The organism is Bacillus yunxiaonensis (assembly GCF_037104695.1).
In the GTDB taxonomy this organism is placed as follows: domain Bacteria; phylum Bacillota; class Bacilli; order Bacillales; family Bacillaceae_G; genus Bacillus_A; species Bacillus_A yunxiaonensis.
This window is the reverse complement of sequence record NZ_JBAWSV010000007.1, coordinates 135,774-151,067: the sequence shown is the minus strand read 5'-3', so window position 1 is coordinate 151,067 and position 15,294 is coordinate 135,774. Positions and strand designations below refer to the sequence as shown.

Below are 15,294 nucleotides of genomic sequence, written 5' to 3'. Positions count from 1 at the left end.
ACCGAAACCTTCTTTTAAGTGCTTGATTTTTCATGGTCTTTTTATTAAATTGTCCATGGGTTCTACTATGTCCTAAAGTTTTCTTACAAAGAGATTCTATATAACTAGTTAATTAATAGACAACTTGTCCAATAATCTATTTTTTCGCTTTTCGTCCTACTAATATCCAGTACAGAGATAAACTGAAAAGGGTAATGAGTACGAGAATGAATAGGATATTACTAAACATGGAAGCATCCAAATTGCTTGTAATCCCGAAGAAGCTTTGTCGCATTGCGGAATGGTCCATCATCGCTGCTGTATAGGCAATTCCGATTGACATAGCAACATTAAGTGTTAAATTATAAAATCCGATTGCTGTTCCTGTTTTTTCTTTTTCAATCGTACAAATGCAAGAATCAAGTAATGGCGCATACATGAATGCAAATGAACTAGAGAATAAAACCATAGATATCACGAATACAACAACAGAAGTTTTTATAAAGAATCCGCCTAATAGTAAGCTGATTATAATGCTAGACATAGCGATTGTAATACATTGCTTGCTTCCTAGAACCTTCGCAATTTTTCCAGAAAGAGCCCCAACCGTAGCTGCTGCTATATAGCCTGGAATTAATAATAATGAAATGGTATCTAGCTTCAAACCATAAATCTTTTCAAGCAAGAATGGGAATACGAAAATGTATGCTAACTGTACAGAATAAATTACAAAAGCAACTCCAAGCAATGAGATAAACTGTTTATTTTTAAAGAATGAAATTCCGATAAAAGCTTTTGAATTCTTACTAATATAAGTAAGGAATAGTGTAATTGCCACAATAAACAAGAGAAGGTACATCCAGTTGAAATCAGTAATATAAAGTAGTAAGGATGCTGAAATCGTGCCAACTAGAAATAATCCTAATACATCTACATTACTGTTTTTCGTTTCTTCCTTAGGAAGATATTTTAAAATAAAAGGAAGGGTGAAAAGTGTTACTAAAGAAAGTAAAAATAGAGTTGTCCAATGGAAGTACGTAGAAACATAACCTCCAGTTAATGCACCGATAAGCTGTGAAAGGGCAAAACTACTTGTACTTAATCCTAAAAATTTCTTTTGTTCATCTGCAGGTAAATGTTTTGTTACAAAGATAACATATAATGTTTCAGCTGATGCTAAACCTGCTGTTTGGATCATTCGTGAGATAACAACTAGTAAAAACGAATGTTGAAAAATATATCCCATGACTGAACCGACACATATTAAAATAATACCAACACTAAAAAGTTTTCTAATACTAATGGAATCCGCCAAAGCTGCGTAAACCACTGCCCCAATTCCAATCACAAGGCCAGCTAGCGTTGCTTGCCAGCTAACTGTTGTTGCTGAAATGTGAAAATCTTTTGCCATATCAACAGAGACAATCTTAAACGAATTGTCAATTATTAAACATAATAGAAATAGCAGTAAGGTAACAGGTACTGCTTTCTTAGCACTATATTCCTGAGTTTTCTTCATGCTTACATCTGCACTTATTGTAGACATAGCTATATTCCTCTCCTTTTTTATGCAGGAAATTGTCTTCCTGAGTCATAATTGTCACGCTTTTAACTACTAATCGATCCTTTCGTAGAAGGATGGGTTCAATAATTTCTAAACCATTTGTTTCATATGCTGGGTTTCCTTTTTATGATATTTAAAAAGGAAACGTTTCCATAAATGACTAAAACATCTTACTTTTTGATTGCGTTTTCATGATCATGCGTGAAATCCGTTAAAATATACAATATCGTATGGTTGTCTAACTGCTTGTACGCATATGAATAACAAAAACGATACCACACCTTGCCTTCTTGTGATATTTACAAGGAAGGATTTGCATAAGTAACCCAAAAACATCATACTCGTTGATTACGCTTTCATGATCATCCATGATAACTCTTTGTAATATACAACATTGTATAGTTGTCTAAAAACTTGTATATATCTTAACAATGAAAAGGATACCATACCTTTATTTCGCTCACAACCCATCTTTCTTTCGGAATTTGTCTTTTTTGTTACAAAAAAGCGGTGTATTTTGTATGAAATACACCGCTTCTAAATTAAGTATAGAACTTTATTTAGATGTCTTAATTTTAATTTGACTAAATTCTATTGGTATATAGTATTTATTATAAACCACAGGATATTTATCACTGATATATACACTTTCTAAAATTAAATCACATTCTTCTCCATGGAAAAGTTTGTATTTTAATGACGGCGTATTGACGGAATTAGAACGTTTAATTTCAATGGTAGAGGAATTAGCTAGTTCATATACTTTCTCTTCCAACATTTCTAAAACTTGCGCATCGTTTTGTAAGTCAAGATTTAATTTGGAAACCGCTTCTATTGGCATCATCGTAAAAGCAAAAGCTACGATCTTATCGTTACTTTTATACCAGCGTTCCAACGCAACCACTGCAGTCATTTCTTGATTTAATACTTGCTTTGCATAGTCCGTTACTAGATCAATTCGGAAATCCAGTTCGATATCATCTATTTTTTCTGTATAGCATTTATATAAGGGATTCCCCAACTTCTCCAAGCCATCCATACTTTCATTATGATGAAATTTTGTAATGAAATTCCCTTTTCCATGTATATTTTTAACCAAGCCATCTTCCTTCAAAAGTGCCAAAGCATGTCTCAATGTCATTCTGCTTACACCAAATATTTTAGCCAATTCAGGTTCTGTTGGAAGCTTGCTGTCAGGAGGAAATGTTCCATCCATGATTAATGTATACAATTGATCATACACAGTGACAAATAGCGGTTTTTTTTGTTTATTGAGTTCATGAAGTTTATTGTTCATTTTCTTATACCCCTATAGTTTATAAATTCCGTTTCTTTTCTTTGGTTTATTGTAACTTATTTTTCTATGGAAATTAATACGCTTGCAAAAATCCATTATAATTTGCGCTAGGTATATTGGTCATTCAAACGGAAGAAGAGAGATACTGTATACAACTAAAATAGCTTTGAATCGTTTGAAAACATTTTAATACATACAGCTGTTGTATTATAACCTTCTTGTCGAGTCAGTGGAGGAAGTTATCACTCCATTGACTATTATTTAAACTTCCTGTTTCCTTAAGCGAGTAGAATTGTAATAGAAAGAACAAGCATAATAAACGCATTAAGTGCCATAATGGGTTTATGCTTTGCACGGAAGAAATGAGCATGCAAAGCTCCTAACATAAGAACAATAATAAGAAAAGCTGCATAGTGTAAGAATCTATCACTCCAAAAACCAATAATGATTCCTATAATCCCGATGAGCTCCAATAAGGCAATCACATTCATAAACCACATAGGGTAGCGATATTCATTCCAGTGATGAACCATTGATTTTGCACGTGAGATTTTTAGGAAAAACGATATTGAAAATATACCAATCAAAATAAATTGAATGATAATAATAACGATATTCATATGACTTCCCCCTTGATAAGATAGTAAAATACATACTTTTACATAAGAGTATAGTATATATTATTTTGAAAATATGTAGTCGAGACTACAATGGGAGGAAAGTTCATGGATAAAATAAAATATTTATCACGAATACGTTTATTTGATGAGCTAGAGTTAGAGGAATTAAAGAAAATTGAGCAGGATACTCCTATTGATGTAATGAAAAGAAGGACAATCATTACCTCTCCGCATATGAAGCAGCAGTTTTTATATTTAGTTAAATCAGGTAAAGTGCGTTTATATAAAGTGTCTGAAGATGGAAAAGAGCTTACACTCGACATATTAGGTGCAGGGCATGTGTTTGGAGCGGTGGGTACATTTACAACGGGATCTGAAGGTGTATATGCTGAAACATGGGAAGATTCTCTTATTTGTAAAATAGATAGAACTCAGTTTCAAAAAATTATACACGATAAACCGGACATCGCTTTAAAGTTCATAGAGATACTATCTATTCGTGTCAAGGAAATGGAAGAGCTGTTAGAGCATATGGCACATAGTAGTGCACGGAAACGATTGCTCTTTTTGCTTTATAAATTATCGGAAAAATTTGGGATAGTAGTGGAAGCTGCAGAGGATTGGAGACAGCTTGAAATTTCCATTACTCACCAAGAATTAGCAAATATGACAGGGAGTATTCGTGAAACGGTAACGGGTTTATTAAATGATTTAACACAAGAAGGCATTGTCCGAAAAGCAGCCCCGCGTAAATTATTACAAATTCACTTAGGGAGATTAATAGAAGAATTAGAAATAGGCAGTAAGCGTATTTAGTAAAAGATATAGGTAGTTTAAAATTTCTACTTTAAAATGTAGCGAAAGGCAAGAAATGAAAGGGGAAAACAGCCAGCTAATGCGGGATAAAAAAGAGAACTTCACAAGAAAGTCCTCTTTTTACAACGATAGGCCCATTTTCAAGACAATTCCACCGTTTTTAACAACGCTAAGAAAGTTTCAACAGTCTAATCTAACGAGACCGCTTTCTCCGAATTGAAATGGTGATTCAAGTTGAAAAAGTACTCATTTGGGTGCTTTTTTCTCTGTCTTACATGTACAAAAGGGGATTTCATCATGAATATTATCAACTTAGAACTAGATGGAAATTTTAAATATATAAACTTTAACCAAATGTTTAAGATAAGTAAAAATTCTGTTAAATAAATTAAAAAATCTATCAATATATGTCGAATTTTGCTATAATCCGATTCAAGAATAGAATTCGATAAAGGCAAAGTTAGTGAAAGCTAATGACGCAAAGCTATAGGGACTAAGGGGGATTCATTCCACTATGTCAGCCAGTTGCCGAAAGGTTAGGAAACTTCCAAGTTTTATTCATGTTGGTAGTTTAATTCCCCGTGCCTTTAGGCATGGGGAATTTTTTTTACTATTTGCGGGTAGTAAGACCCTCACTTCAAGATTCCGAGAGAATCATTGTCCAGCTCTAGCGGCTAGAATCTCCGGTCGTTTCGCCCCCTCGGACGAGGCAAAAAGCTCCTCTCTGTCGGATGCTCCAACGTCCTGAGATTCTGAGCGAGCCGCTTCCGCTTTTCTTAAGAAGAAAGGTGGGGGATAACTGCCCGTAAATGCCTGATTGGGCGGGCTTTCCATTAGTGGAGAATGAAAAAAACACTGATGGAAGTTTCACTTTAGTAAGGAAGGAGGCTGCAAGGGTAATCGGTTAAACACACACACAAGGGGGGCTTATTTTGAAAAGAACTTTATCTTTCGTATTAACTATGTCACTTGTTTCAGGGAGCTTTGTTACGATTCCTTATACGAAAGTTTCAGCTGAAACGGTGTCGTTAACTCAAGAAACATTGAAGCAAAAGACAGATCAGGCAATCGTAAATGGTAATTTTGAAGATTATTTGAGTTATCTTACAACATATTTAAATGAAAATGTTGGGGAACTTACTGAAGCGAATTTACAAAGTAAGCTTACAGACCCGGTATTTGCAGCAGCTTTGGCTCAGTGGCAATTTATATCACAAACAGGCGCAGCAGCAATGGATGCATTCGCTAAAAAAGACGCTGCTCATCAGAACTTTCTTAACTGGGCTATGAAAAATACAGAGGTAATGAATACGTTTCTTGAAGGCGGCAGTCCAACTGGGAAGAATCCAGTAAATGCACTTGAGATATGGAATACAATCTGGAATACAGATGCAGATTCTCATGAAGGATTGTATTTAAAATTAGCGATAGCTACATCGTTAGCTCATGCTGAACCTGTAAAATATTGGACAAATAATACACCTATTAATCCATTAACGAGGTACCAATATTATAAATCAGCAGATCAAAATAATGAGTTACTTCCTGTCTTTAGAACATATGATGTTTGGCATTTAAGATTAGTAGTGAATACTTGGTCACCAGAAGAAGATTTAACTTGGGCAAGAAACATGATTAATACGGAACATCCAGAACTTAAAAGTCAAGATAAGATAGGAACAAGTGCATATTTGATTAAATATGTAGACCGTAACAAAGATGGGGTTAGCATTCAAGCTGGAAATGATAAATTTTATGGTTTAGCTTGGAATCTTTCTTCCATTTACAGAGATGGCGGAGTATGCGGTAATATTTCAAAGTTTGGTACGCAAGTAGGCCAAGCCTTTGGTGTGGCAGCTATGCCTGTTGGACAGCCTGGACATTGTGCACTCATCTGGAATGACAAACCATCTTCGTGGTATTTAGGGAATGATATATTTGGATGGAGTGAATCGGAGCATCATGGTGGAACTGTTATTCCTTGGTCAGATGATAAATTGAAAAATCAAGTACCGTACATCTTACTATTTGAAGATGCGGAAAGTGACCCAGTAAAACTAGATCAATCAGAGCGATTACGCTGGTTAGCGAAAGCGATGACTTCATCAGATAACAAAGTTGCAATTTATAAAATAGCTACTAATATTTTACCGATTAATGTTTTAGTATGGAAAGATTACGTTTCTCTTATGCTACAAAATCCAAATGTAACGGATGAACAGTGGCAAGAATTAAACAGTAGTATCATTTCTTCCTTTGCTAATGAGCCAAGACCGATGATGGATCTTCTTACTCAAATTAGAAGTCATGTTCTGAATACAGATGATAGAGCGAAGCTTCAGCAATATACGTTAAATATATTAAATGTATTTTCCACAATAACGAATGTAAATGAAAAGCAAGTAGCTAATAAAATAAAGGATCAAATGCCAAGTTTAGGACTGAGCCTTGCTACTTTTAGTTTTGATGGAGCAAATGCAGGGAAATTAATGGGAATTAAACCGGATACGGAATACAGTATTGATGGTGGGAAAACGTATAAAGCTGCTACAAGCAATGATATGCTTCTGAGTAATGAAGAAATCTCAGCAATCAATTCAACGAATGGTATCTTAACAAGAGTGATTGGAACAGAGCAGCCTTTATTAATTCCAATTGGAAAAGCTGGTAAAGTTAATGTTTCTTCAAATGATGATGAGAACTTAGTTTTTGGTCTAGACGGTACGATGGAATTCAGCATTGATCAAGGTTCACATTGGACAAAATATAATCCAGCTTCTTCTAATTTACCGGATTTAACAGGAAATGTTACGTTAACAGTTAGAAAGTTTGCTGTTGGTTCAAATCCAGCAAGTGACGCTGTTAACTTAAAGTTTACTGATGCGGCTGCAGTAGGGTTAATATCACGCAAAAATTTATCAGTTGCAGGTGTCTCAAGTGAGGAAATTTCAGCTGGTAATGATGCTAAAAATGCAGTTGACGGAAACAGTGCAACAATGTGGCATACATTATGGGATGGAAGTGATAAGGCTCCATACATTACGATAAAGCTTAATGAAGTTACTAGCATATCACAATTAGCTTATGTTCCAAGACAAGATAGTAATTTTAATGGTAACATAACTAGTTATAATATATACACAAGTCTAGATGGAGTTAACTTTACAAAGGTTGCTACTGGAACTTGGGCAGATAATAAACTTACAAAGAATGCAAGTTTCAGTAAAGTAGATGCTCAGTATGTAAAGCTTGAAGTTGTATCAGGACACGGTGGATTTGCTTCAGCTTCAGAAATAAAATTATATAATTAATAGTTGGAAAAGAGCCCGTAGCAAAAGGATATTATACCTTTGCTACAGTCTCTTTTTTTAGTCTATTTCTTAACTGTTTTCATTTTACTTACAAATAGACTAACGATACCGATAGCTATGAATGAATAACCCATTGGTAGTAAATAAAATGGTTCAACAAGAGTGCCATCAGGAGCGACTGTAGAGCCAATGGTATTAAAGCTAACAAAACATCCGATCCCTAGGATAAATGGTATTAAAGTTAAAATATATTTTTTCATTTTAAACCTCCATATGTAAGGGTTTTTTTACAAAATAACTGCTCTATAGTTCGTAATTATAATGTTGTCATATCGTTAGTACTATTTAAATACGTGACAAAAAGCTTACAGATTTGTAAGAGAATAAAGTTGTATATGGCGCAAACGTTTATAGTTTTAGCTCAATCCTCAAATAAAAAAGCTCGGCATATGCCGAGCTTTTTTCATTATTATTTGCTAGATGTGCCTTGGTCTGCTGCCGGAGCTTTTTGAGGTTCGAAAATATCTTTTAGATCTTTATCGTTAATCTTCACATCTGCTTTTTTGACTTCTTTTGTAACAAGATCGTTCATAAATTGAGCGTCTTGCATTTTCTTGTCAGCAATGTCGCCTTTAATACGATCTTTTTCTTGATCGAATGGTTTTAATTCTTTAATGTCAGTTACTTTGATGATATGGTAGCCAAATTGTGATTTTACAGGTTGGCTAACTTCACCTTTTTTCAATTTATATGCAGCATCTTCAAATTCTTTTACCATTTTACCTGGTCCGAAGTATCCTAAGTCGCCGCCTTTATCTTTTGAACCTGTATCTTCAGAGTATTGTTTTGCTAAGTCTTCAAAAGATTTTCCTTGTGCTAATTCAGCTTCTACTTTTTTCGCAGTTTCTTCATCTTTTACAAGGATGTGGCTTGCTTTGATTTCAGGTTTGTAATTGTCTTTTGCTTCTTTGTCTGTGATAGATTTTTTCACAGCTTCTTTCATTGCAAGTTCGCCGCGAACAGAGTCTTTTAATTGTTTCTCAGTCATGCCGCTTTGTTTTAATACAGCATCAAATTGATCGCCATATTGCTTTTTGTATTCGTCATATCGTTTATTAACGTCATCGTCTTTTACTGGGTAATTTTTAACGAATACTTTCTCCATTACCATGTTACGTAAGACGTTTTTACCGCCTTGCTGCTTCATTGCATTATAGAAATCATCTTTTGTTATATCGCCAGCTTTTGACGTTACAACTTTGTCAGAAGTGCCGCATGCTGATAATGTGAAAACACTTGTTACAGCCAGGGCAAGTATTGCTTTCTTCATGAAATAAACACTCCTACTATTATGTATTTTTTTATAGTATAAGCAATATGTACTAAAATTAATATAGCATATTTCGAGTTGTTTTCCTATTGATAAAGAAAAATTACCCATTTGTTAGGCGAGAATTGTCAGATTAGGCGATATCACCATTTTAGGTTTATAGGCATAAAAAGAAGGTGAGGGGGCTGCATTTATGATAAATCAACAATTAATTTTATTGCTTGTGTTATTTATTTTATTAGTAATAGTAGGTATAATTTGTTTATAGAGGAAAAAAGTGAGGAAGGGGTTCCCTTCCTCACTTTGCATGAAATATAATTTCTATATAACTAGAAATTAATAATATGGTAATACATACATTAATGAAACGAAAGACACCTGTTTGACGTCGATCAGACATTTGTTTTTGTTGACACAGTGTATGCGTCATAAAATTCGTGTACACTAGAACAATAAGTGCAAAAGCTATAAATATCATTGTCACGAGGAGAGTCCTCCTTTGGCGAAAATACATACAATTGAATCTATTGTATCATACGATATTTTGTTCGTGTTATAAAATTCTGAAATAGAGGAACTTGTAATAGAGAGAGAGAGGGAAGAAAATGGACGTTGTGAAACGCTTAGAACAAGCAGAATATTATGTATCGCTACTTTTTAATATGATAGATGAACAAAAGTGTCCATTTTACTCTTTAATTATAAAGAAGAAAGTGATGAGACGTGATGTAGAACGTTTGTTAGCTCTTTGTGAAGAAATGAACGAGCAATACATAATCGAAAAGCAAGAAGGTTTACTTTTATTTGATGAATTGTTGAATAAATTTGAAAAAGCGCTTCCACGAAGTCTCGAAGGAAAAGAGACTGCAGAAGCGCTCGAACGTCAAGGTTTATTTCAACCATTAATGCAAGAATTTATACGTATGATGGCATTAAAATAATAATTTAAAACTTTTTAACAAGCTTTGCGTCATGCTCTGTAAAATTGTCCTCGATATTATCCAGGGATTTCTCGAAAATCTCGATAAAATCTTGCCCGTAAATATTTCGTAAAATGGCGATTAATTCGATGTTTTCTGGGAATTTACCATAAAAATTACGAAGAGCTAAAGCGCCATTAAAGACAGAGTTACTTTCAGGATCATATTCCTCCATTAATTGCAGCAGCAATTCCTCTCCCTTATCAGTAATCTCAATGTACGTATTTCGCTTGTCATCTTCTTTTTTTGAAAATATAAGTAAACCGCGCTCTTCTAGTTTTTTGGAGAAGTTAAAAGCTGTGGATACGTGCATCACGCCGAATTTTGCAATTTCTGAAATAGAAGCCCCTTTTAAATGATACGCAATCATTAAAATATGATGCTCATTAATGTTTAAATCGTATGGTTTAATCCATTGCTGCCAATCTTTTTCTACAGACTTCCATAATGCTTTTGATAATTGAGCGATGCGTTGGCTGAAAATCAACGCTTCTTTTATCGAATAACTTTTATCCCCGTTTTTCATTCAGTCACCCACTTTATACAAATCTTATTCATTAGTATCTATTATGCCAGTAAAATAAAAATTAATAAAGTCTTTTTGTTAGAATTGTGAAAATTTTTTGTAAAAATGACAAAACAGTACAAATTCCGAGTTAATTTGTATTGATCTGTCACTTTTTCGAGTGGGCTTGGAAGCGTTTTATCATGGGACAGGGTAAAGATTAACATAATTTTATTCTCATTTGCATGAAAAAAAGAAACTGTGTAATTGTATAAAAAAATACGGCACATGTATATCATGTGCCGTGTAAGAGAAGATAGGAATCATAAAAATTTGTTATATACGAAAAATTACGCTTTATCAGGAACTGCTTGTTGTAATTTTTCAATTGATTTTTGAATGTCTTCAATCTCTTGTTCAATGTGGCGTTTGTTTTGAGAAATATCTTGTCTCCAAACAGAGAATGTTTCGTGCATATCATTTGTCAATTCTTGAATGACTTCTTTTCCTTCAGAAGCTGTTTCAATAATTTGGCGTTTTAATAATTTCGTATCTGTTGTAATATCAGATAATGTTTTCTTTATATCATTTCCTTTTTCTTTTAACTTATTTCGCATGTCTTTTCCAGATGAAGGAGTGGAAAAGAGCACAGCAAGTCCAGCGACAGCTCCGCCGCAGATGACGCCAGTTAGAAAGGATTTAGATTTTGACATAAAAAGGACCTCCTAAATTTGTTCAACTTATCGTTATACTCATGATGTGTAAAAACGTGCATATGCATAAGACAAGGGGGGAGAAAAGTGAAATGGATTACAACAATTTGTTTTATTGTCAGTCTTTTCTTTCTTGTACGAGCAATGCAATTGTTTTTTATATTAAAACAGAAAAGATCCTATCCGCCAATACTTTTGGTAAAACAACAAGCTGTTAGGTTCGCTTTTATTGGCGGGATATGTATGCTATGTACAATTTTATTGTACATACTACAATAGGGTATCTATTCAGATGAAACGGCTAGTCTGTTTTAATATGTTATATAAAAAGATGATCTGCAAAGTCTGATCTTTTCAACTCATCAGTTCTGGTAAAAGTGTTATGCTACTTTACGCTAGTTGAAATTGTGTTTGCAATGTTTTGTAACTCTTCCATTGTGTAATCACTTTGATGAGATTTCCACACCGCACCAAATCCGTCTTTTTGGCCGTAGCGTGGAATTAAATGAAGATGGAAGTGAAAGACAGTTTGTCCTGCTTTTTCTCCGTTGTTATTTAATAAGTTAAAGCCAACTGGATTGTATTCGGTTTTAATAGCGTTCGAAATTTTTGGAACGACAGAGAAAATGTGTGCAGCAATTTCTGGTGTTAACGCGAATACATCTTGTTTATGTACTTTTGGAATTACGAGTGTATGCCCTTTTGTAACTTGGCTAATATCAAGAAAAGCGAGTACATGCTCATCCTCATATACTTTTGCACAAGGAATTTGTCCCTCAATAATTTTACAAAAAATACAATTATCTGCTGTATGATTCATATTCCTCATCCTTTCAGTGGTCTTAGCCGTATTTTAACATAATTACATAGTAGAAAAAACACGAAAAGCAGGAAGCTCATAAAGCTTCCTGCCTTCTGAAGAAGGTTTGAAAAAGCATTTCGTTTAATCTACCTTTAACAGACACCTCATTTGTTTAGGAAATGCGTGGTAATTCGACATCTACTCTGCCGTCGACACCCCATTTACAATGAAATGATGTTGCAATCCTTCTGAAATGACTTGTTTATTTTATAAAACAGTATCTACTCTCCTCGAGACACCCCGTTTCTAAAATTAAACAATTATCTGCTCCGTGTAAACTCACTCATTTTGTCCATTATAGACACCCCATTTCATGATGATTTCGCTAGGCTGTGTTCATCACTTTTATGGTTGCTTTTTCAATGTGTTCCTTCCTCACTAATTATGATGTCCGCTTTTGTAAAAGTTATGTAAAGGAAATTTTTTCTTTTTAAAAAAGTTCTGTACTATGTAGGAGCTTTAATTTTTTGGTAAGATGATTACACATACATAAAGAAGAAAGTGGTGTCATATGGAACAATTATTGCGAGTGGAAAGTGTCACAGGCGGATATACAAAGCGACCTGTATTGCAAAATATTTCATTCTCCGTTAAGAAAGGAGAACTTGTCGGTTTAATTGGTTTAAACGGTGCGGGAAAGAGTACAACAATTAAGCACATTATCGGATTGATGGAACCGAAACAGGGTCATATTACGATTAACGGAAAGACATTAAAAGAGGATATGACAGCATATCGCTCCAGTTTCTCGTTTATTCCAGAAACACCTGTGTTATATGAGGAGTTAACATTAGAAGAGCATTTAAAGCTAACGGCAATGGCGTACGGCATTAAGGAAAAAGAGTACGAAGAACGCGTAGAAAAACTGTTAAAAGAGTTTCGCATGAAGAATCGTTTGAAGTGGTTTCCAGCCCATTTTTCAAAAGGGATGAAACAAAAAGTAATGATTATGAGCGCTTTTTTAGTACAACCTTCTCTATATATTGTTGATGAACCGTTTGTTGGATTGGATCCGTTAGCGATTCAATCGCTTTTACAAATGATGGATCAAATGAAAAAAAGCGGTGCTGGCATTTTAATGAGTACACACATTTTAGCAACAGCAGAACGTTATTGTGATTCGTTCATTATTTTGCATCAAGGTGAAATCCGTGCACAGGGCACACTTGAAGAACTGCAAGAGCAGTTTAATATGCCGGGTGCGACGCTTGATGATATTTACATTGCACTAACGAAGGAAGAAGATGCTGATGAATAGTAAAGAGTTATGGAGAGAACGGTTTCGTCATTTTTTAAAAGAAATTCGTACATACAGTAAATATGTGTTTAATGATCATTTGAAATTTATTTTTGTATTTATCATCGGTGCGGGTGCGTATTATTACCAACAATGGTTACAAACATTAACACCTTCATTTCCAGCAGCATTTGTTATAGCAGTTCTATTGGGACTTGTATTAACAGCAGGATCAATTCAAACATTATTAAAAGAAGCGGATCTTGTGTACTTACTTCCGGTAGAGGAAAAATTAAAAGCATATTTCACAAAAGCTTTTCAATTTACGTTTATCATCCAGCTGTATATGATAGCCATGGCAAGTGCAGCGCTTGCTCCGCTTTATTTCCAGCAGATGAAACAATCCGGAGCAACATACATCGTAATTGTGCTCGCTATTGTGTTAAGTAAGGCTTGGAATTTATTTGTCACATGGGAGAAGTCTTATATGACGGATAACCGTATGCATCTCATTGACTGGCTAATCCGTTTTGTTCTTAACTTTTTCTTTGTTTATTTCCTTGTAGCGCGCGCTTCTGTTATTTATATAGGAGCAATCGTCTTTGCAATGGTGGTTTATCTTGTATTTTTGCATCAGAAAGTAAAAGGAAAACCGCTAAACTGGGAATACTTAATTGTAGAAGAAGGAAAGAAAATGTTATTGCTATACCGCATTGCCAATATGTTTGTCGATGTGCCAGCGTTAAAGGAACGTGTATCACGCCGGAAATGGCTTGATTTTATTCTTAATATCGTATCAGAAAAACGAACATATTTATTCTTATTTGTGCGTACGTTTTTACGCTCAGGAAATTATTTTGGGCTGTATGTTCGTTTACTTATAATTGGTGGATTGATTTTATACTTTGTTCCATTTCTATATGCACGTCTTATTGTAAGTGTCGTGTTTTTATATTTAATCGGCTATCAGTTGTTAAGTTTATGGAAGCATCATCGTTTAAAGCTATGGCTCGATTTATATCCTGTTTTAGAGGAAGAAAAGATGAAAGATTTTCTTGCGTTATTATGTGCTTTACTTTGCGTAGGTGGTGTCATTTTCACTGTGTTATTTGCGCTCGCAACGAAGGATATGATGATGACGGGAATTGTATTTCTTGAAAATATGTTATTTAGTTTTGGATTTGTATATCGATACGGAGCAATGCGCTTAAAAAAATTATCACGCATTTAATGCGTAGCTTTCACTGTATAGGGAAAGGAAGAAAAGTATGACTGAATATGAACAAAAGGTCATCTTAGAATTACAACAGTGGAAAAGAAAAATTATAAAAAACTCTTCCGTAATGACACGTTTTTCAAAAGCAATGCAAACGAAAGTGCAGCAATTTATTCCAGCAAAAGTGCAAACCATACTAACAGAAACGATTAAAACGATGGTGCAAGGAATTAGCATTGGCTCAAATTTTATTAAACCGAAGCTAAAAGAAACGGATTGGTCATTGCAAAGAAGAGATGAAGAAGTGCGAAAGAAAATCGATGAGTATAAAAAGATTGCTGCAGCAGAAGGAGCCGGGACAGGAGCGGGAGGTTTCTTACTCGGGCTCGCTGACTTCCCGCTTTTGCTTAGCATTAAAATTAAATTTTTGTTTGATGCGGCAACGCTGTATGGCTATGATACGAGTAGAAAAGAAGAACGGTTATTCATTCTTCATGTATTCCAGCTCGCTTTCTCAAGCGATGATCATCGAAAAGAAATATGGAAGGCCATTGAGACGTGGGATACGAATATAGAAAATCATATTGATTGGGAGAAATTTCAGCAAGAATATCGGGATTATATTGATTTAGCCAAGATGCTGCAGCTTGTACCAGTCATCGGTGCACCGGTAGGGGCATATGCGAACTACCAACTTTTGCAGAGACTTGGTGAAGTGACAATGAATTGCTATCGATTGCGCTTCTTACAGCAAAAAGGGATGATATAACATGGAAAACTTTCGTATCTATATCGATGCGAAAGTTTTTTTGTTTATCCCGCTATTCGCGGGCTTTCTATCAGTGGGGGATGAAGAACCCCAGC

16 protein-coding genes, 1 pseudogene and 1 riboswitch are annotated in these 15,294 nt (G+C 34.7%); of the genes and pseudogenes, 8 read left to right on the top strand and 9 right to left on the bottom strand.

Features of this window, described 5'->3' with window-relative positions; all coding sequences use genetic code 11:
- Positions 1-136: 136 nt before the first annotated feature.
- The 3 genes from WAX78_RS19320 to WAX78_RS19310 all read right to left on the bottom strand — a co-directional run bounded on the left by WAX78_RS19320 (position 137) and on the right by WAX78_RS19310 (position 3,460).
- Positions 137-1,525 (bottom strand): MFS transporter, encoded by a 1,389-nt coding sequence (locus WAX78_RS19320; protein ID WP_336483627.1) that lies wholly within the window; start codon positions 1,523-1,525, stop codon positions 137-139.
- A 574-nt stretch (positions 1,526-2,099) separates the two neighbouring features.
- Positions 2,100-2,840 carry a GntR family transcriptional regulator gene (locus WAX78_RS19315; RefSeq protein ID WP_336483625.1) on the bottom strand — a complete coding sequence of 247 codons (741 nt, stop codon included), beginning with the start codon at positions 2,838-2,840 and terminating at the stop codon, positions 2,100-2,102.
- A gap of 278 nt (positions 2,841-3,118) precedes the next feature.
- Entirely contained in the window at positions 3,119-3,460 is a 342-nt protein-coding gene (locus WAX78_RS19310) for a DoxX family protein (RefSeq protein ID WP_336483624.1), read from the bottom strand.
- Between the two features lie 105 nt (positions 3,461-3,565).
- Here WAX78_RS19310 and WAX78_RS19305 point away from each other — a divergent pair, with 105 nt between their 5' ends.
- Together WAX78_RS19305 and WAX78_RS19300 are read left to right on the top strand one after the other, a co-directional pair.
- The gene (locus WAX78_RS19305) at positions 3,566-4,276 is read left to right on the top strand and encodes a Crp/Fnr family transcriptional regulator (protein WP_336483623.1); all 711 of its coding nucleotides are present in this window, start codon (positions 3,566-3,568) and stop codon (positions 4,274-4,276) included.
- Between the two features lie 443 nt (positions 4,277-4,719).
- A riboswitch (cyclic di-GMP riboswitch) is annotated at positions 4,720-4,809 on the top strand.
- A gap of 429 nt (positions 4,810-5,238) precedes the next feature.
- Positions 5,239-7,587, top strand: a complete 2,349-nt coding sequence (locus WAX78_RS19300; RefSeq protein WP_413789214.1) for a discoidin domain-containing protein — start codon at positions 5,239-5,241, stop codon at positions 7,585-7,587.
- 62 nt (positions 7,588-7,649) lie between these two features.
- Here the strand turns inward: WAX78_RS19300 and WAX78_RS19295 are convergent, their stop codons facing one another.
- Both WAX78_RS19295 and prsA read right to left on the bottom strand, forming a co-directional pair.
- A complete protein-coding gene (locus tag WAX78_RS19295) occupies positions 7,650-7,847 on the bottom strand; it encodes a DUF3955 domain-containing protein (protein ID WP_336483621.1) in 198 nt (65 codons plus the stop codon).
- Between the two features lie 209 nt (positions 7,848-8,056).
- Positions 8,057-8,917 (bottom strand): peptidylprolyl isomerase PrsA, encoded by an 861-nt coding sequence (gene prsA / locus WAX78_RS19290; RefSeq protein WP_336483620.1) that lies wholly within the window; start codon positions 8,915-8,917, stop codon positions 8,057-8,059.
- Positions 8,918-9,116: 199 nt separating this feature from the next.
- Between prsA and WAX78_RS19285 the strand changes: the two are divergent.
- Positions 9,117-9,185 (top strand): annotated as a pseudogene (locus tag WAX78_RS19285) (YjcZ family sporulation protein); the annotation flags it as partial.
- 30 nt (positions 9,186-9,215) lie between these two features.
- Here WAX78_RS19285 and WAX78_RS19280 read toward each other — a convergent pair.
- A complete protein-coding gene (locus tag WAX78_RS19280; RefSeq protein WP_336483619.1) occupies positions 9,216-9,431 on the bottom strand; it encodes a hypothetical protein in 216 nt (71 codons plus the stop codon).
- A 91-nt stretch (positions 9,432-9,522) separates the two neighbouring features.
- Here WAX78_RS19280 and WAX78_RS19275 point away from each other — a divergent pair, with 91 nt between their 5' ends.
- A complete protein-coding gene (locus tag WAX78_RS19275; RefSeq protein WP_336483618.1) occupies positions 9,523-9,858 on the top strand; it encodes a DUF1878 family protein in 336 nt (111 codons plus the stop codon).
- Positions 9,859-9,862: 4 nt separating this feature from the next.
- Here the strand turns inward: WAX78_RS19275 and WAX78_RS19270 are convergent, their stop codons facing one another.
- On the bottom strand, positions 9,863-10,423 hold the full coding sequence (locus WAX78_RS19270; protein ID WP_336483617.1) for an HTH-type transcriptional regulator Hpr: 561 nt from the start codon (positions 10,421-10,423) through the stop codon (positions 9,863-9,865).
- Positions 10,424-10,752: 329 nt separating this feature from the next.
- Positions 10,753-11,115, bottom strand: coding sequence for a YtxH domain-containing protein (locus tag WAX78_RS19265; RefSeq protein ID WP_336483616.1), 363 nt, complete (start codon positions 11,113-11,115; stop codon positions 10,753-10,755).
- An 87-nt stretch (positions 11,116-11,202) separates the two neighbouring features.
- On the opposite strand from WAX78_RS19265, the gene WAX78_RS19260 reads away from it, so the two are divergent.
- Positions 11,203-11,394, top strand: a complete 192-nt coding sequence (locus WAX78_RS19260) for a hypothetical protein (protein WP_336483615.1) — start codon at positions 11,203-11,205, stop codon at positions 11,392-11,394.
- Between the two features lie 106 nt (positions 11,395-11,500).
- Here the strand turns inward: WAX78_RS19260 and WAX78_RS19255 are convergent, their stop codons facing one another.
- Complete coding sequence (locus WAX78_RS19255) at positions 11,501-11,935, bottom strand: HIT family protein (protein ID WP_336483614.1); 435 nt, start codon at positions 11,933-11,935, stop codon at positions 11,501-11,503.
- A gap of 553 nt (positions 11,936-12,488) precedes the next feature.
- Here WAX78_RS19255 and WAX78_RS19250 point away from each other — a divergent pair.
- The 3 genes from WAX78_RS19250 to WAX78_RS19240 are packed head-to-tail and all read left to right on the top strand — an operon-like array spanning position 12,489 to position 15,199.
- A complete protein-coding gene (locus tag WAX78_RS19250; protein ID WP_336483613.1) occupies positions 12,489-13,235 on the top strand; it encodes an ABC transporter ATP-binding protein in 747 nt (248 codons plus the stop codon).
- Positions 13,228-14,445, top strand: coding sequence for an ABC transporter permease (locus tag WAX78_RS19245; RefSeq protein ID WP_336483612.1), 1,218 nt, complete (start codon positions 13,228-13,230; stop codon positions 14,443-14,445). Before WAX78_RS19250 ends, WAX78_RS19245 begins: the two co-directional genes overlap by 8 nt.
- 37 nt (positions 14,446-14,482) lie before the next feature.
- On the top strand, positions 14,483-15,199 hold the full coding sequence (locus WAX78_RS19240) for an EcsC family protein (protein ID WP_336483611.1): 717 nt from the start codon (positions 14,483-14,485) through the stop codon (positions 15,197-15,199).
- Positions 15,200-15,294: the final 95 nt, after the last annotated feature.